At 63.8% G+C, this 16,956-nt stretch carries 14 protein-coding genes; 8 read left to right on the plus strand and 6 right to left on the minus strand.

All coding sequences use genetic code 11. The features are described from left to right. Nucleotides 1-317: 317 nt before the first annotated feature. From CXQ94_RS13540 to CXQ94_RS13550, 3 genes are read right to left on the minus strand one after another with little or no spacing between them, the layout of a single operon-like run. The gene (locus CXQ94_RS13540) at nt 318-1,397 is read right to left on the minus strand and encodes an adenylate/guanylate cyclase domain-containing protein (RefSeq protein WP_258067079.1); all 1,080 of its coding nucleotides are present in this window, start codon (nt 1,395-1,397) and stop codon (nt 318-320) included. Next, complete coding sequence (locus tag CXQ94_RS13545; RefSeq protein WP_258067096.1) at nt 1,381-1,929, minus strand: PH domain-containing protein; 549 nt, start codon at nt 1,927-1,929, stop codon at nt 1,381-1,383. Before CXQ94_RS13545 ends, CXQ94_RS13540 begins: the two co-directional genes overlap by 17 nt. A 58-nt stretch (nt 1,930-1,987) precedes the next feature. Beyond that, a complete protein-coding gene (locus tag CXQ94_RS13550; RefSeq protein WP_104091111.1) occupies nt 1,988-2,896 on the minus strand; it encodes a biotin--[acetyl-CoA-carboxylase] ligase in 909 nt (302 codons plus the stop codon). Nucleotides 2,897-3,122: 226 nt separating this feature from the next. Between CXQ94_RS13550 and CXQ94_RS13555 the strand changes: the two genes are divergently transcribed. After that, complete coding sequence (locus CXQ94_RS13555) at nt 3,123-4,706, plus strand: acyl-CoA carboxylase subunit beta (protein WP_104091112.1); 1,584 nt, start codon at nt 3,123-3,125, stop codon at nt 4,704-4,706. Beyond that, a complete protein-coding gene (locus CXQ94_RS13560) occupies nt 4,703-4,945 on the plus strand; it encodes an acyl-CoA carboxylase subunit epsilon (protein WP_104091113.1) in 243 nt (80 codons plus the stop codon). Before CXQ94_RS13555 ends, CXQ94_RS13560 begins: the two co-directional genes overlap by 4 nt. A 16-nt stretch (nt 4,946-4,961) precedes the next feature. Here the strand turns inward: CXQ94_RS13560 and CXQ94_RS13565 are convergent, their stop codons facing one another. After that, on the minus strand, nt 4,962-7,058 hold the full coding sequence (locus CXQ94_RS13565; protein ID WP_104091114.1) for an FUSC family protein: 2,097 nt from the start codon (nt 7,056-7,058) through the stop codon (nt 4,962-4,964). A 117-nt stretch (nt 7,059-7,175) separates the two neighbouring features. Here CXQ94_RS13565 and CXQ94_RS13570 point away from each other — a divergent pair, with 117 nt between their 5' ends. Continuing rightward, nucleotides 7,176-8,903 carry a DUF885 domain-containing protein gene (locus CXQ94_RS13570; RefSeq protein WP_104091115.1) on the plus strand — a complete coding sequence of 576 codons (1,728 nt, stop codon included), beginning with the start codon at nt 7,176-7,178 and terminating at the stop codon, nt 8,901-8,903. A 201-nt stretch (nt 8,904-9,104) separates the two neighbouring features. Here the strand turns inward: CXQ94_RS13570 and CXQ94_RS13575 are convergent, their stop codons facing one another. Then, the gene (locus tag CXQ94_RS13575; RefSeq protein WP_104091116.1) at nt 9,105-9,914 is read right to left on the minus strand and encodes an SDR family NAD(P)-dependent oxidoreductase; all 810 of its coding nucleotides are present in this window, start codon (nt 9,912-9,914) and stop codon (nt 9,105-9,107) included. Beyond that, on the minus strand, nt 9,911-10,678 hold the full coding sequence (locus CXQ94_RS13580) for a hypothetical protein (RefSeq protein ID WP_181034219.1): 768 nt from the start codon (nt 10,676-10,678) through the stop codon (nt 9,911-9,913). Before CXQ94_RS13580 ends, CXQ94_RS13575 begins: the two co-directional genes overlap by 4 nt. 84 nt (nt 10,679-10,762) lie before the next feature. Between CXQ94_RS13580 and CXQ94_RS13585 the strand changes: the two genes are divergently transcribed. From CXQ94_RS13585 to CXQ94_RS13605, 5 genes are all read left to right on the plus strand, one after another. Continuing rightward, nucleotides 10,763-11,230 (plus strand): MarR family winged helix-turn-helix transcriptional regulator, encoded by a 468-nt coding sequence (locus CXQ94_RS13585; RefSeq protein ID WP_104091117.1) that lies wholly within the window; start codon nt 10,763-10,765, stop codon nt 11,228-11,230. A gap of 91 nt (nt 11,231-11,321) precedes the next feature. After that, on the plus strand, nt 11,322-12,761 hold the full coding sequence (locus CXQ94_RS13590; RefSeq protein WP_104091118.1) for a dicarboxylate/amino acid:cation symporter: 1,440 nt from the start codon (nt 11,322-11,324) through the stop codon (nt 12,759-12,761). A 188-nt stretch (nt 12,762-12,949) separates the two neighbouring features. After that, nucleotides 12,950-13,333, plus strand: coding sequence for a YbjQ family protein (locus tag CXQ94_RS13595; protein WP_104091119.1), 384 nt, complete (start codon nt 12,950-12,952; stop codon nt 13,331-13,333). Nucleotides 13,334-13,471: 138 nt separating this feature from the next. Next, nucleotides 13,472-14,101 (plus strand): TetR/AcrR family transcriptional regulator, encoded by a 630-nt coding sequence (locus CXQ94_RS13600; protein WP_104091120.1) that lies wholly within the window; start codon nt 13,472-13,474, stop codon nt 14,099-14,101. A gap of 55 nt (nt 14,102-14,156) precedes the next feature. Further along, nucleotides 14,157-16,829, plus strand: a complete 2,673-nt coding sequence (locus CXQ94_RS13605; RefSeq protein ID WP_104091121.1) for an MMPL family transporter — start codon at nt 14,157-14,159, stop codon at nt 16,827-16,829. The last annotated feature ends 127 nt before the right edge of the window (nt 16,830-16,956 follow it).

A 16,956-nucleotide genomic window follows, 5' to 3' on the forward strand; every position in this document is an offset into this window, starting at 1 on the left:
CTTCACCCCCAGCTACACCATCGACCCCACCCAACGCGAACGCCGCAACACCTACCACCACGGCCTCCCCCAAACCTAACCACCGGTGAACCCACCAAAACCGGCACCCATCGTCAACCCCGACGAAACCACACGAGCACTCGGCCCCTGCGATGGAGCCGGCAAATCCGTAGACGACAGCAAGAAAACCACGGCCGCCCGCGGCCAACGACCGTAGAAGCCGCCAAGGGGACACCAGTCACCAACCTGGCCGGATCGACAAGCCCAACCAGCGCCGGAGTACTTGGGGCGGAATGAGATTGGGGCGCAGGTGGGGTTTAGTCGACTACGATCCCCTGGCCGCGGCCGCGTTGGAGAAGGACAGGGGCGATCTCGCCGAAGCCGCGCACATGTTCCATGGGCAGTTCGGTCAGGATGAACCTGTCATCGCCTGCCAGCGAGGCGGCCGTGACGGAGTCAATGAGCACCGTGCCCGGTTCAGCAAGGGACGTCAGCCGCGCAGCAAGATTCACTGTGGGCCCGTAGATGTCACCGAGTCGCGAGAGCACCCGCCCCCAGACCATGGCTACGCGGGCTTCGGGCAGGAAGTCGTCGGCTTCCATGGCTTCGGCGAGTGCCAGGGAGATTTGGGCTCCAGCCACAGGTGTTTCACAGTTGAACAGGACTTCATCGCCAATAGTTTTGACCAACCGCCCGCCGCCGACGCTGATGATCTCGGCGCAAATGTTTTCAAAACGCTGCACCAACTTGGCCAGAGTTTTCTCATTCATCCGGCGTGACAAGGACGTGTAGCTGACTAGGTCGGCGAAGCCCACGGCGCGCGCAAGCGGCAACGGAGTGTCATCCTCGTCGCCGTCACGGCCCAGGGCACTCGCGGCCAAACCTTCTTCGGCCCGCACCGCAAGACGCTGGATACCTGCGTTGAGCTGGCGCCTATAGGAGTAGACCAGCAGTTCTTCCAGGGGGGCTATGAGGTTGGGTAGTTCAGAAACCACGGCGCGGCGGGCTTCGGCGTCGCTGACGCCGTGCTCGGCCACCAGGTCCTCGACGAGGGCCTCGATCTGCCATACAGCCATGCGGTCCGTCATTTGTCCGATGGAGCGCGTGACGGAGATGGCGGTTTCCTCGGTCAGCAGCCCTTCCCTAACCATGGTGACCACAATGCCCAAGGCGTCCTGGTCGCGTTGGGTGAAAGCGACGTCGTCGTCCCCAAGATTGGGGAAACCCATTGCGCGCCAAATCTTGCGCGCGGAAAGCAGGGAAACGCCTGCACCGGCAGCAACCTCGCGCCGACGCATGGTGCGCTCTCCACCGAGTAGCTGGGTTTCGAGTGCTTTGGTTTGGCTTCGTGAGGCGGGTAGGAGCGAGGGCTCGGGGGGATTATTGCTCTCTTCCAAGCTTGCGTTGTTCCTTTCCTATTGATCCGGTCTCACTGGCATTGACTTCCTCAGCGTAGTACCCCTGACCGGGTGCTGGCTGAAAGGACGCACGGAACAATTTCATCCATGCCTCGTGCGTGTAATTCTTGAATTCTTGAATATGCGGGACATCATGCACCGTTCGCACTCCCCCGGTCACCATATGGAAGTCCAATTCACCGGCCCCGACCAACCGTTGGCGGAGCTTTTGGCGCATGTCAACACTCTGCACTCTTGCCAGGACAAAGTCGTCTTGACTCCTGCGGAGGTTTCCCCGCCGAATCACCACACGCTGGTTGGTGAGGACATAGCGGGTGTTGACCCAGCGGATGACGCGCCGCACGGGGTAGCCGATTTCGATCAAGAGCACGGCCGTCACGAGCAAGACGATGGCTGGTTCGCGCAGTTGCGCGGCCCCAGGGGCCCAGCTGGCAAACTGCACCGGCTGTAACTTGGCCAGTGCGGCGGAGCTCACGACGATCAGCAGCAGCCCCACCGTGATGGGCCACACCAAGATTCTTGGGTGCGGCCGGCACTTGACGCTTACTTGTTCTCCGTCGACCAGCCAGCTACGCATAGCCAACACCGGCCCCGTCAATACGTCGCAAGTGAACAACGTCGCCTGCGCTCACAAAGTGAACGGCGCCGCCGTCGGTCTTGATCTCCAATCCACCGTCGTTACCCAGCCTCACAGCAGTGCCATAAACCATGGCTCCGCCGGGAAGCTCCGCCCTGACGTCTATGCCCAGTGTCGTCATCAGCGCCGAGGCCAGCGAATGTGCTGACTCACCGCCGGAGAGGGGGCGCAGGGCATCGCCACCCACGGCGACAAAATCCTGGTAGAGCCGGGCAAAACGGTTGAGGTAGGTAGGCAGCAGTACGTTCCTATCCAGCACTGCGGCTCCAGCAAGTGCCAGCGACGTGGCCCGTTCAACGGGTAGTTGCTCCCGTTCCTGGCTGATGTTTACGCCCACACCGACCACGACGGCGTGGCCTTGCGTTCCGCCGTCGTCCGCCGGAACCACAATCTGGGCCAGGATGCCGGCAAGCTTTCGGCCGTCGGCCAGCACGTCGTTGGGCCATTTGAGCGTGGCTCGAACTTCGGCTTCGGCAATCACGGCTTGGCACAGGGCAACCCCAGCCAGGATGGAAAGCCAGCCATATCCGGTGGGAAGGAAAGCCGGAACGCCCGGATGGGCGGAAATGTCTGTGGGGCGCAACAAGACACTGGAAATCATGGCGGTACCGGCGGGCACTTCCCACGATCGGTCCAGCCTGCCCTTGCCTGCAATCTGAGAGTCGGCGATCAATACGCTCAGATCGGGCCACTGGGTGGGGTTATTGGCTGCGTGGGCGGCCAAGTCCGCGTTTGTGGAGCCTGTTTGCTCCAGCACTTCTACGCGCCGAAAACCACCCAGGGGGTGCGTGAGCGCGCTATCAAGGGCACTGGCGTCCAGTGCGGGAAGTGTGCGGCTCATGCTCACAATCCTATCTGGCGCGACGGGATCGTTTGGGCACGGGAGGGGCACCGCGGTGGGCTCAACACCCCGGCGGTAGAGGAACCCAGATTGTGAACCACCGACTTTGTAGGGTTTCTACACAGGCACAGGCCATATCCGTTATTAGACTGTCAGTAGTGATTGCCCTTTTGTGCGTTTCCTACTTAAGGGCTGCTAGCCGCCAACAACCTGAGCCGGAGTACTTATGAGCCACGATCTTTCGACAACTGCAGGCAAAATTGCCGATTTCCGTGACCGTTTGACCCAGGCGGCAGTTCCCTCGGGTGAGGCCGCCGTCGAAAAGCAGCATGCCAAGGGCAAGAACACCGCCCGCGAGCGCATCGAGATGCTGGTCGACCCGGACTCCTTCGTTGAGTTCGACGCCCTGGCCGTGCACCGTTCGCACGCCTTCGGCATGGAGAAGAAGAAGCCGCTGGGCGACGGCGTTGTCTCCGGCTACGGCACCGTTGATGGCCGCCTTGTGGCCCTCTACAGCCAGGACTTCAGCGTCTACGGCGGCTCGCTGAGCCAGGTTAACGGCGAAAAGATCGTCAAGGTCCAAGAATTTGCCATGCGCAATGGCTGCCCTGTGGTGGGTATCAACGACGGCGGCGGCGCGCGCATCCAGGAGGGTGTGGCTTCGCTGGCCATGTTCGCGGACATCTTCCGCAACAACGTCCACGCCTCAGGTGTTGTCCCGCAGATCTCCCTCATCATGGGTCCGTGCGCTGGCGGTGCAGCTTACTCCCCCGCCCTGACCGACTATGTGGTCATGGTGGATAAGACCTCCCACATGTTCATCACCGGCCCGGACGTCATCAAAACCGTCACCGGTGAGGACGTCGACATGGAGACCCTGGGCGGGGCTCGCCAGCACAACACCACCACCGGTACCTCCACGTACCTGGCCACAGATGAAGCCGACGCCATCGAGTTCGTGCGCGAACTCCTTGACTTCCTGCCGTCGAACAATCTGGCCGAGGCGCCCGTCACCGAGCATGAGCAGGAACTGGAGCTCGACGACGCCGACCTCGCCTTGGACGCGCTCATCCCGGACTCAGCTAACCACCCGTACGACATGCGCAAGGTCATCGAGCAGGTCATCGACGACGGCCACTTCCTGGAGATGCAGGCCCTCTACGCCCCGAACGTGATGATTGGCTACGGTCGGATCGAGGGCCACACGGTAGGCATCGTGGCCAACCAGCCCATGCAGTTCGCAGGCACGCTGGACATTGCCGCCTCGGAGAAGGCCGCCCGCTTTGTGCGCCACTGCGATGCGTTCAACGTCCCGATCATCACCCTGGTGGACGTGCCCGGCTTCCTGCCCGGCAAGGATCAGGAGTTCCAAGGCATCATCCGCCGCGGCGCCAAGCTGCTCTACGCCTACGCCGAGGCCACCGTGCCGAAGCTGACCGTCATCACCCGCAAGGCGTACGGCGGAGCGTACATCGTCATGGGATCCAAGAAGCTCGGCGCCGACCTGAACCTGGCCTGGCCCACCGCCCAGATCGGCGTCATGGGCGCCCAGGGTGCCGTCAACATCCTCTACCGCCGCGACCTTGCCGCCGTTGAGGCCGACGGCGGCGACGTCGAGGCCAAGCGCGCCGAGATCGTGCGCCACTACGAGGACGAACTCCTCAACCCCTACCAGGCAGCCGAACTTGGCTACATTGACGCCGTGATCGCCCCCTCGGACACGCGCATCCAGCTCATCAAGGGCCTGCGCGCCCTGCGTGACAAGCGTGCCAGCCTGCCCGCCAAGAAGCATGGGAACATCCCGCTGTGACGCGCACCCAGGAATCGAATGCACCCGCGGATCAGCCACAGGCCGAGCCGTTACTTACCGTCACTAAGGGCAATCCCGACGCCGAGGAGCTGGCTGCCTTGACCGCCGTCGTACTCGCCTTAGGTGGTACACCGGAAGCGGAACCGCAAAAGCCCACCTCACGGCACTGGGCCCGACGGGCTCAGCTAAACTTGGCCCCCAAGCCGGGTCCAGGTGCTTGGCGGCGTTCGGCTCGTTAGTCGAGTGCCTGCTAGCTCAGCGACGATTCGTGGTGTCGGCTTTGGCCTGCCCACGTAGTAGGTGCACCATGGTGTCGAGGGCGTTCGTGATGGCGTCTGCTGCATCTAGAACCGCCTGACGGACAGTACCGGGGCCCTTCCCAACAGCGTCCAAGGCATCTTTGAGCTGGTTGTAAGCCTCCCGCATCTGGGGCACCCCGCGCGGAGGTGCCCCCTCAGCTACAGCCTTTTCGCAGGATTGAAGGACGGCTGTGCAATCGGCCACGAACGGCGCAAGCTTGCCCAACAACCCCTCCACAGGCTGGTTTTCGACGTGCATTGATTGCCGGGCGGCGTCAATGATCATCACTGCCTGGACCAGCACGTGGCTTTGCACCAGCACCCCCTCACCCACATCCAGAGTGGTCCGCCCCGCCACAGGCTCGCCCCGCGTACGCTCAAGTGATGCCTGGGCGTTCGAGCGGGCAAGGCGGGCGGCACTGCGGGCCGAATCCAGTTCCGCCTTGCCGGTCGCAGGGTTCGCCACCACCCCCAGATAGTGGCGGTAAGCGGCCAGCAATTCACCAATCCGAGCCGGCAGGTAGCTGCGCTCCCACGCAGGCCACACAACGGTGGCGGCGACTGCAAGAACGCCGGCCACCAGCGTGTCGAGCATGCGTGGGACGACTACTTGTGCGGCCGGGGAGCCCGCCAAGTCCAGCAGGGCCACCAGGTAGGCCGCCGTCCAGGTGCCCATGAAAAACGCGTTGGGCGCCCCTGCCAGGCGCACCCCAAAGACAAACACCACTACCAACGCCACCAGCGCGACTCGTCCGCCGGGGGCTGCCAGGTACACGGCAGCTGTGCCGATGCCCAGCCCAACAAGTGTTCCCGCGAGTCGGGCGCTGGTGCGGTGCAATGTGGCGGCAAAATCGGGGCGCAGCAGCAACAGCACCATCAGGGAAATCCAGTAGCCCCTGTCGCTGCCGGGCAGGAGCCGGGCCAGCCCGTCGGTGGCGGTGACAAGCACCGTCAACCGGATGGCGTGCCGGGCAATAGCCGAATCCCAGCGCAGATTGGCCCGGATCACCTGCAACGGCGCCTGCACGGCCAAGCGGACCCGACCCACCCGCGCAGTCTCTTCCGCCACCCGGCCCTCCACTGCGCCAGGCGTGGCCATGCGCCCGCAGGCACGCAATTGGCCGGCCAAGGCCCTGCCGTGCATGGCGGCGAACCGCCCCGTGGGCGAATCCGGGTAATTGGCCATAACCTCCTCGACGTTGGCCAACGCGGCGTCGACGGGCCGCAAAGGCGCAGGGTCAAACACAGTCCCCTTACGCAGGCACTGTGCCACGGCATCGAGGGCTGTTCCCGCAGCCCCCAGCAGCCCGTGCACGGCATCGCGTTGCTCCTGCCGGTCCACACGCCCGAAGCGTTCAAGGCAGTAGGCAAGCGCCATGATCTCGAGCCGGATCCGCTCCGCCTCGTCAAGAAGTCCCCGGTAGGACTGCATGCTGGGACCATGCCCATGCCCAAATCCGGTGATGGTCCCGCGGGCTGCGTCAAGCAGGGTCCCGGCCCCGGGCGCCGCCATGCGAGGGTGCGCCTGCCGGGTTCGCGCCGCCAAGCCATCGTAGAGGTCCGCCAGCACTGCCCGTTCGGGGGCGTGCCGGTGCAGCGGCCACCCTGCGATGGCCAGCAAACTTTGCACCAGCCCGGCTGCCACCACCACGGCGGAAATGCCCAAAGCATCTACCGGCGGCATCGGAAACCTGTTCAGCACAATCGCCACGGCCGTGGCCGCAATGCCGATTTGAGCCACGTTTAAGCCCAATGAAAGCGCCATACCGGTGATGAAGGACAGCACGGCGATCAGCAGCAAGGACGCCGGAACGGAGTGTGCGCACAGCACAGAGAGCCCACCAGCCAGCCCGGCGGCCAGCGAGGTGGCGCTCATCCGGGCCAGACGCAGCCGGTAACTGCCCGGCCTGTCCGCAAACGCGGCAAACATGGCACCCACGGCCGCGAATACGGCGATGGCCGGATTGCCGGAAAGGAGCCCAAAGACCAGTGCCAGCCCAACCCCGAAAGCGTTGCGCGCCGCAACCACGGGGTCCGACTGGGAAAAATCCAAGCGCAGAGACCGTTTGAAAGTCCTTGCGACTGCTTGAGTAGCGGACACGATCCTAAGTATTCCAGCCCGCGGCGTTTGGCAACACAGTGCACGCGGTCCAGGTAATAAGCTCGTGTCATGACACTTGATCCGACCCGTCTCAAACGTCCCACCAGCGCCATCGACCACGCCGCCAACGCCTACACGGAGAGGCTCCTCGAGCTGGACCCTGGCTTCGCAACCGAGCTGGGTCTGCCTGGCCACGAGAGCGAATACCGCGACCATTCCCCGGCAGGCCTGGCCGCATCCGCCGACGCTGCCCGGCACGCACTGGCCGAGCTGGCCGGGCTTGAGCCCGTGGACGACGTCGATAAAGTCACCTTGCACGCCATGCGGGAGCGTCTCGGGCTGGCCCTTGAAGACCACGAAAGCGGCTGGCCGCTGGCAGAGCTGAACAACATCGCCTCCCCGGCCCAGGAGATTCGGGCCATCTTTGACCTCATGCCAACGGCCACGGTGCCCGATTGGGAGCATATTTCCGGGCGTTTGGCGAACGTCCCCGGTGCCGTTGCCGGGTACATTTCCTCCCTTCGTGAAGGCGCAGTACGTGGCCTGATCGCCGCGCAACGCCAGGTCTCCATCGTCATCGAGCAGTGTGAACGCCACGCGGCTGCAGACGGTTTCTTTGCCTCTCTGGCCGCCGACGCTGCCCTTGACCCAGCAGCCTCCCCCTCCCCCGACACAGCCGACGCCGGAACGTCTCTTCCGGCCGAGCTCACCACCAATCTGGCGGCCAACGCTGAATTGGCGCGTGCAGGCTACGGCTCGTTGGTTGACTTCCTGCGCACCGAATTGCTGCCCCTGGCCCCGGCCAGGGATGCCGTGGGCGCCGAACGCTATGCCCTGGCCTCACGGGAATTCCTGGGCTCCGCCGTCGACCTTGAGGAGACTTACGCCTGGGGTGTGGCTGAGCTGGATCGGATCATTGCCGAGCAGGAGGCTGTCGCGGAGCAGATCAAGCCCGGCGCCACCGTCGCTGAGGCCAAGACGTTGCTCAACGCCGACCCGAAGCGGCAGTTGCACGGCACGGCGGCCCTGACCGAATGGATGCAGAAGCTCTCCAACGCGGCAGTGGCGGACCTTGCCGGAACCCACTTCGATATCCCCGAGATCATGCGCACCCTGGAGTGTAAGATCGCCCCGACCCAGGACGGCGGAATTTACTACACAGGCCCGTCGGACGACTTTGCCCGACCAGGGCGCATGTGGTGGTCTGTGCCCGAGGGTGAGGAAACGTTCACCACCTGGGCGGAGACCACCACCGTCTACCACGAGGGCGTCCCGGGACACCATTTGCAGGTGGCCACGGCCACGTACCAAAGCGGGTTGCTGAACAATTGGCGCCGCAACGCGTGCTGGGTGTCCGGGCACGGCGAGGGCTGGGCGCTTTACGCCGAGCGGCTCATGGACCAACTGGGCTACCTCGCCGATCCGGGCGACAAAATGGGCATGCTCGACGGCCAGCGGATGCGTGCCGCCCGCGTGGTGTTCGACATCGGCGTGCACCTTGAACTCCAAATTCCCGCCCAGTGGGGAACCGGCACATGGACCCCGGAGGCGGGATACGACTTCCTGGCCAAGAACCTGGACATCTCCACCGGCCAGCTCGACTTTGAGTTCCACAGGTACCTGGGCTGGCCTGGCCAGGCACCGTCGTACAAAATTGGCCAGCGCCTGTGGGAGGACATTCGCGACGCCCGGGCCGGCCGTGACGGCGACGCCTTTTCCCTGCGCGACTTCCACACCCAGGCCCTGAACCTAGGCTCGGTGGGCCTGGACACCTTGAAGGTGGCGCTGCTGGGCTAACCCGGTGGTCGAGCCCGTCAGACCATCCGGAGCCGACCCACCTCCGGCGGCGGCTCCGGCATTCCCTCGGCGTCGGGGCCAGCATTTTTCCGGTGACTATCCGACACACGGCCGCGGGCGGCCTTAGTGTCTCCTTTACGTCACCTACAAAAAATACCGGCTCCGACGCCTCCGGGGACCGGGTCGGCGGAGTGAGCGCGTCTACGGCTTGCCCGTGCTTAAGTTGAAGGCGGGGACGCCGGCGAGGCGTCCGCCGTCGACCGGCAGGACGGTTCCGGTCACAAAGCTGGATTGCTCGGAGCACAGCCAGACGGCGGCCGCCGCAACATCGCGCACCTGGCCGAGCCGCCCCAGCGGGACAGCCGCGGCCGCCATTTGCTGCGCCGCGGATCCTGCCGCCGCCAGCCGATCGGTGAGGATGGGGCCGGGGGCGATTGCGTTGACCCGGATTCCGGCGCCAGCGTAGTCCAGCGCAGCAACACGGGTCAGTCCGCCGACGCCGTACTTGCTGGCCACATAACCACTCATACCGCTCACCCCTTGCTCGCCAGCGGTGGAGGACATGTTCACAATGGCCCCGCCATTGCCCCCTGCAAGCATCAGTTCCAACTCATATTTCAAGCAGAGGAACACCCCTCGCAGGTCCACGGCGACGGCGCTGTCGAACTCGGCGCTGTACCACTCGGCGAGCAGGGCTGGAGGCCGCCCACCACCAGCAGCGTTGTTGACGGCAACGTCAAGCCGGCCAAAACGGCGTTGCACCTCGGCCAGCAGCGCCCTGACGGAGCCTTCATCCAGAACGTCCACGACCACGGCCACGGCACTGCCGCCTGCCACTGAGATCTCCTCCACGCGCAGGGCCATGGCCTGCTGGTCCCTGCCCGCCAGCACCACGTGGGCACCGGCGTCGGCCATTGCTGCGGCGATCCCGGCTCCAATACCGCGGCTGGCGCCAACCACCAACGCCACCTTCCCAGCCAGCAAGCCTTGCACTCCGCCCGCCGCAGTCATGATGACACCTCCCTGTCGCCGCTCCGAGCCGCGCCGCTCCGTCTGGCCTGGTCGCCGCCCGGCACACGGTTGGCCGCGGCCCGGGTCACTGGCAGCAAGAACCCAACCGCCACCAGCCACAACATCCCGCCAAAACGCCCAATCGGCAACAGGAACTGCAGCGGCTCAATGGCCAACGACAGGAAGCTCAGTTCCGACAACGCGGCGAGTACCAACCCGGTCCAGGCCAGCCAGCGCGGTACGAAACGCAGGATGAACGCCGGCACGGCCAGTCCGGCCACCAACAAGCCGAGCCCGACGACGAACCCCACGCCGCCTGCCGCGAACCCCAGGAATGCCAGGGCCTGGGTCACGGGTACATTGGCGCTGACCGACGGCTGGCCCAAGATCCAGGTGACCAGCCCGGACAGCATCAAGAACACGGATGCGGCAATGCCGCCAAAGTAACCAATTGCAGGGCCCGGGACTCGCACCCCGAGCCTCAACTGACGGGCGTAAACGGTTGCCGCGAAGATCCCCAAAGGGACGGCGGAGCCGAACTGCAGCATGCCGGTTACCCGGATGGCGCTGGCGTTTTCCTGGTAAAACCGCGCCACATCGGCGGCTTTCGCGAACGGGGAAACAAACACCTGGCCGCCGGTCATCGCGGCGCCGAGCACCAGCGATAGAAGAAAAAGCCCCAAGCTGACGGCAGCCAGAATCCCCGGGTGCGGCCCACCGGCCTTGCGCCTTCCGGCGGCCGGGCTGAACGTTTCACTGGACATGAATGAATCATCCTCCTTGAATTGAATCATGCATTGAATGATTCACCTCTTGAACTATTCTGTCAACCATGTAATCTTGGCTTCATGGCAACACCTTCACCCAACAGGCCCCAGCGGACGGCATTCCTACTGTCCCAGCTCGGCGCCCTGGCCTCCTCCCGCTTTGCCGAGCGCACCAAATCCCTGGGACTGACACCCAGCGACGCCGGAACCCTGCGTCTGCTTGGCCGCAACCCGGGCATGAGCCAGCGGTCCCTCGCGGACAGGCTGGGGGCCGTGCCGAGCCGGATCGTGCCGCTGATCGATTCGCTGGAAACACGCGGGCTCGTGGAGCGAACACGCAGCAGCACCGACCGTCGCAACTACGAACTCAAGCTGACCCCCAACGGCACCGCCATGCTCGGGCGGCTCCGTGCCGTCGCCGCCGATCACGAGGCGGAGCTTCTGCAGGCACTCTCTCAGGAGCAGCTCGAACAGCTTCAGGCGCTGCTCATCCTGGTCGCCGAAGGCAACGGCCTAGACAAGGATCTGCACCGGGAGTTGGGCCGCTAACGCTACTGTTACGTAATAAAGAAAATTGATAGCCGTAACACGGGGAAACACAAATTCTTGGGTGTTATTGTTCCCCGCCTACCGTTGTCCCATGACTTCCACAGCTACCACTGCCACGGTGTCGCGGTTCCCCAAGTGGGCCAGCAACTTCGGCGTTCAAATCATTGCCGGCCTTCTCGCCGGCCTCGTCCTGGGCCTCATCGCCCGCAATCTTGGCGGCGACCCCAAGACTGCCCCCAACACTCTCGTCACCACGCTTGGCCTCATCGGCTCCAGCTACGTTTCGCTACTCAAGGCGGCGGTGGTGCCACTGATTTTCACCGCTGTGGTCTCCTCTATCGCCAACCTGCGTCAAGTAACTAACGCCGCACGACTGGCGTGGAACACGCTGCTCTGGTTTGCCATCACCTCCTTGATCGCCGTGACCATCGGAATCGTCCTGGGCCTGGTCTTCCAGCCCGGCGCCGGCACCGGCACCGCAGCCCCCAAGGATTACACAGGCAAGTCCGGCGACTGGTGGGCCTTCCTGATCGGCCTGTTCCCCTCCAACTTCCTGGGCCTGAGCGCCACAACCAAGGGCGCGGACACCAGCACCCTGGTTACCAGCGTCAACTTCAACGTTCTGCAGATCCTTGTCATCGCCATCGCGATCGGCATCGCGGCCCTGAAGGTTGGCAAGGCAGCGGACCCGTTCCTGAAGCTCAACGGCTCGGCCCTGGCCGTCATCCAGAAGGTGCTCTGGTGGATCATCCGCCTGGCCCCGATCGGTACCGTTGGCTTGATCGGTAGCGCCGTCGCCACTTACGGCTGGACCACCATCGGCTCTCTGGGCAAGTTCACCGTTGCCATCTACGTTGGCCTGGCAATCGTCTTGTTCGTTGTGTACCCGATCCTGATCAAGTCACACGGCTTGTCCATCAAGCAGTACTTCTCCGGTGTATGGCCGGCAGTGCAGCTGGGCTTCGTCTCCCGCTCCTCGATCGGCACCCTGCCCCTGACCCAGCGCGTCACCGAACGTAACCTCGGTGTCCCCCGCGCCTACGCCTCCTTCGCCGTCCCGCTGGGCGCCACCACCAAGATGGACGGTTGCGCCGCAATCTACCCGGCCGTCGCCGCCATCTTCGTGGCACAGTTCTTCGGAATCCAGCTCGACCTGGGCCAGTACCTGCTCATCGTCCTGGTCTCGGTACTGGGTTCGGCAGCAACCGCTGGCACCACGGGCGCCGTCGTCATGCTGACCCTGACGCTCTCCACGCTGGGACTGCCGCTGGCCGGCGTCGGACTCCTCCTCGCCGTCGACCCGATTCTGGATATGGGCCGCACCGCTGTGAACGTTGCCGGTCAAGCACTGGTCCCCACCATCGTCTCCAAGCGCCAGGGCATCCTCAACGAGGAACTGTACAACGCGCCCCGCAACGGCAATCCCTTCGCCGATGACAGCACCGAACTTCTCGGTGAGGTCTCCAATGAAAATGGTTCCAAGAACGACGCCGGGGATCCCGACTCCCAGCGCGAACTCGCCAACGCCTGAGCTTCTTTGCCTCAAGGCAAGAACCTCACTAAGGCTTAGATGAAGCTGTAGGAACGCCATCACAGAATCCCGCCACGGACCAGCACAATGGTCTGCGGCGGGATTTTGTGCGTTCACCCCTCTAGGCTTTCAAAGGAAAATAGTAACCCCGGCACCACAAATGGCCGTATACCCGAAAGGCCCACACCATGATTATCGTGACCACCAACGACCTCCCCGGCTACAAGATTGATGCCGTCTTTGGCGAAGTCATGGGCCTGACCGTGCGTTCACGCCACGTTGGCGCCCAATTCACCGCCAGCTTCCGCGCCCTGGGCGGCGGCGAGCTGCCCGAAATGACCAAGGCACTCTACGAGAGCCGCCAGGAAGTGGTGGCCCGCATGGTCACCGAGGCTCAGGCAAAGGGAGCCAACGCCATTGTGGCAACGCGTTTTGACACCTCGGAAATGGGTGGCACGTGGACCGAGGTATGCGCCTACGGCACTGCCGTGTACGCGATTCCGCTCGGCGAGGGCCAGCCCGGCGCTACCGGCCAGTCCATTTACTTGGCAGCCAACCCGCAGGCCCAGTAGTCACACGGGGTGGGTGCACCGGACTGGCGCACCCACCTTTGGTCCGTCTTGTACATGAGGCAAATGGAGACGTCGTAGCTTATAGCACACTCCCCTTTTAGTTTGCACGGCGTGCAAACTTGCACTTAGTGTAGAGAAGTGACTTTGCCTTCCCCTGCACTTCCAGCCCCCGCAGTCTCCCGCCGCGAGCTCAACAAAGCCGCCACCCGGGATGCGATCGCCGAGGCCGCCCTGAACTTTCTGCGGACCCGTGAGCTCAACGAATTTACCGTCGACGACGTCGCCATCGCTGCCGGGGTTTCGAGACGCACCTTTTTCAACTACTTTTCCTCCGTGGAAGCGGCCGTAGCCAGCTTTACCCAGCGCTACCTGGACTCGGTGATTGCCGAGCTGGAGGCCCGCCCCTCCGATGAGCCCATCTTGGAGTCTGCACAGTTCGCCCTGTCGGCCGTGGGCAGCCCCCGCGATCTAGCCATCCTGGCGGAGACGTTCACCTTGACACAGGATCCCGCGCTGGGCAGGTTTCAGCTGCAGGCCTGGGACGACTGCAGCATCAAGATCACCGAAGTGGCACGCCACCGACTCCCCCCGGGAACGGACGAACTGTACATCAACGCACTGGTCGGGGCCGTCGTCGGAAGCTGCCGCGCAGCAGTCGGTGTGTGGTTTAGCCAGCGCGGTGCTGACACCTCCGAGGATTCCCTAGCCCAGCTGCGCGAGCTCCTGGGCACCACCATTTCCCTCATACGTAGCGGTTTCGCCTACTAACGATTCACCTGCTTGGCGCCCGCCCGCGCCGGCATATAACCAATAAGGACGCATCATGGCTCTTTGGCTTTATCGACTCGGCCGCTTTTCGGCCCGCCGCGCATGGTTGGTGATCGCTGCGTGGGCCGTGATCATTGGCATGGTGGGCGGCGCCGCCGCACTTTTCATGGGCCCCATGTCCAACAACTTCCAGATTCCGGGCACCGAGACCCAGCAGATGGCGGACAAGCTCCAGGCTGACCTGCCAGAGGCCTCCGGGGGAACCGGATCCGTGGTGTTCACCAGCACCGACGGCCAGCCGTTCACACCCGCCCAGGAGAAGGCGATTTCCGCAGCCTTGGCTACCGTGACCTCGGTGCCGACTGTCAAGGGCGTCATCGACCCGTTCGTAACGCAGGCAACCCTGGCCCAGGCCAAGGCAAAGCTGGACGACGGCGCGCAGCAACTGGCCGCTGGTGAGGCACAGCTGGCCCAGGGGAAGACCACCTTGGACGCCACCAGCGCCCAGCTCACGGGCGCCCAAACCCAGCTCGACGCCGCACAGGCCCAGCTTGATGCCCAAGCGGGCCAGGTTGCAGGGTTGCCTGCCGGTTCCGCTGAGGCTGCTGCAGCATCTGCGCAACTCGCCGCCGGGCAGGCCCAGCTTGACGCCCAAAAGGCCACTCTTGCAGCAGGCCAGGCCCAACTGGCAGCAGGCGAAGCCCAATATGCCGCGTCCGCGAAGGAACTGGCCGCGAAGAAGGCCGAGCTCACCACTGGCCAGCGTTCCGCCGAGGCCGCATCTGGGCTGAAGTTTGTCTCCGACAACGGCAAGGCCGCCATCGCGCAGATTCAGTTCTCTGAGTCCATGAACGCCGTGACTCCGGCAAACCGCCAGTTGGTTCAGGACAAATTGAACACCCTGGATAGCAGCGGTGTAACTGTCAACTACAGCAAGGAAATCGTGGAGGACGTCTCCTCCCTCTTCGGCATTGCCGAGGTGTTGGGTATTGCGGTTGCCGCGGCGGTGCTGATCATCATGTTGGGCACCTTGATCGCGGCTGGCTTGCCGCTGCTGATGGCCGTTGTCGGCGTAGGTATCGGCGTGGGTGGCACCATGGCCCTGACCGGTGTCATTGAAATGTCCTCCATCTCCCCCATGCTGGCCCTCATGCTGGGCCTGGCAGTGGGCATTGATTACTCCCTGTTCATTGTGAACCGGCACCGCCAACAGTTGCTGTCCGGGATGGAGATGCGCGAGTCCATTGCCAAGGCCACCGGCACGTCCGGAAACGCCGTAACGTTTGCCGGATTGACCGTTGTGATCGCCCTGGCGGCGCTGTCCGTCACGGGGTTGCCGTTCCTGGCGGTGCTTGGGCTTGCCGCGGCGGCAACCGTTGCCGTCGCCGTGCTCATTGCCCTGACCCTGACCCCCGCCATCCTGTCCTTGATGGGCCGCAGGGTGATTTCCAAGCGGACCTGGGCGAAGAATGAGGCCGCACACCTCAAGCACGACGCCGAAACGGCCGGTTTGTCAGCCAGCGATCGTGCCGCCGCCGACGGCGCCAAAGAGGTCAAGGCCAGCGCCAAGGGTTGGGGCGGGCTTGTCACCAAGCACCCCGTCATTTCACTCGTCACGGCCGTCCTTGCCTTGGTCATCATCGCCATCCCTGCCGCCGGCTTGCGCCTGGCACTGCCCGACGGCGGCTCCGAACCCGTCGACTCCAGCGCTTACAAGGCCTACACCATCACCGGTGAGAACTTTGGTGAAGGCATGAACGGGCCCATCATCGTGGTTGGCTCTCTGCCGGCCGGCCTGAACCAGGCCACGGCGACCACGTTGAACCTTGATGTGGCCGACCAGTTGCGTAAGGTTCCCAACGTGAAGGCAGCAATTCCCGTCACTGTTAGCAAGGACTTCCGAACCGCGGTCTACCAAGTGATCCCGGCCGAAGGACCGGCCAGCGCCAGCACCGTCCAGGTGGTCCACGATCTTCGGGCCGAAGGTACAGCCATCCAGGCGGACCTCAACGTCGGAATCGGGCTCACGGGCCAGACTGCGGCGAACGTTGATGTCTCGGCCAAGCTGGGAGCGGCGTTGCCGCCGTACCTGGCAATCGTCGTCGGACTGTCCCTGATCCTTTTGATCCTGGTATTCCGTTCAATTTTGGTTCCAGTTTTGGCTACGGCCGGTTTCCTCCTTTCACTCGTCGCTGCCTTTGGCGGCGTGGTGGCTGTGTACCAATGGGGCTGGCTCGGTGGCATTTTTGATGTTGCCAATCCGGGAGCTGTGCTCAGCTTCCTGCCCATCATTTTGATTGGCGTGCTGTTCGGGCTCGCCATGGACTATCAGGTGTTTATCGCTTCCGGCATGCGTGAGGCGTTTGTCCACGGGCAGGACGCGAAGCAGGCAGTGCGCACCGGTTTCAAACATGCGGCACCCGTGGTCACGGCCGCGGCGATCATCATGACAAGTGTTTTCTCCGGGTTCATTTTCTCCCATCTAACCATGGTGCGTCCGCTTGGATTCGCTCTGGCCTTCGGTGTTCTCATCGACGCTTTTGTGGTCCGTATGACCATCATCCCCGCCGCCATGCACCTGCTGGGCAAATCTGCCTGGTGGATCCCGAAATGGCTGGATAAAATCCTGCCTGACGTGGATGTGGAGGGGGCAAAGTTGAGCACCATGGCCGAGACTCAGAACCGCCCTGAGGCTGAAGCGGATACCGAAAAGGTGGCCGCCAAGTAGCGGACAAGGCCTTTCTGCTCTGAGGTGCGGCGCATGTTGTTTCAGGACAACATGCGCCGCACCTTTGGCTTTTAGGGACGCATCATGGCCGGTTCTGCCCAGTTTTCCGGCCACCACACCACCTCCG

This window comes from Arthrobacter sp. GMC3, assembly GCF_002929305.1.
Classification (GTDB): Bacteria; Actinomycetota; Actinomycetes; order Actinomycetales; family Micrococcaceae; genus Specibacter.

Bases quoted from the DNA above. Each gene is read 5' to 3' on its own strand.
- CXQ94_RS13550 (WP_104091111.1), bottom strand. From the start codon at position 2,896: ATGAGCCGCACACTTCCCGCACTGGACGCCAGTGCCCTTGATAGCGCG.
- CXQ94_RS13555 (WP_104091112.1), top strand. From the start codon at position 3,123: ATGAGCCACGATCTTTCGACAACTGCAGGCAAAATTGCCGATTTCCGT.
- CXQ94_RS13570 (WP_104091115.1), top strand. From the start codon at position 7,176: ATGACACTTGATCCGACCCGTCTCAAACGTCCCACCAGCGCCATCGAC.
- CXQ94_RS13575 (WP_104091116.1), bottom strand. From the start codon at position 9,914: ATGACTGCGGCGGGCGGAGTGCAAGGCTTGCTGGCTGGGAAGGTGGCG.
- CXQ94_RS13580 (WP_181034219.1), bottom strand. From the start codon at position 10,678: ATGTCCAGTGAAACGTTCAGCCCGGCCGCCGGAAGGCGCAAGGCCGGT.
- CXQ94_RS13585 (WP_104091117.1), top strand. From the start codon at position 10,763: ATGGCAACACCTTCACCCAACAGGCCCCAGCGGACGGCATTCCTACTG.
- CXQ94_RS13590 (WP_104091118.1), top strand. From the start codon at position 11,322: ATGACTTCCACAGCTACCACTGCCACGGTGTCGCGGTTCCCCAAGTGG.
- CXQ94_RS13595 (WP_104091119.1), top strand. From the start codon at position 12,950: ATGATTATCGTGACCACCAACGACCTCCCCGGCTACAAGATTGATGCC.
- CXQ94_RS13605 (WP_104091121.1), top strand. From the start codon at position 14,157: ATGGCTCTTTGGCTTTATCGACTCGGCCGCTTTTCGGCCCGCCGCGCA.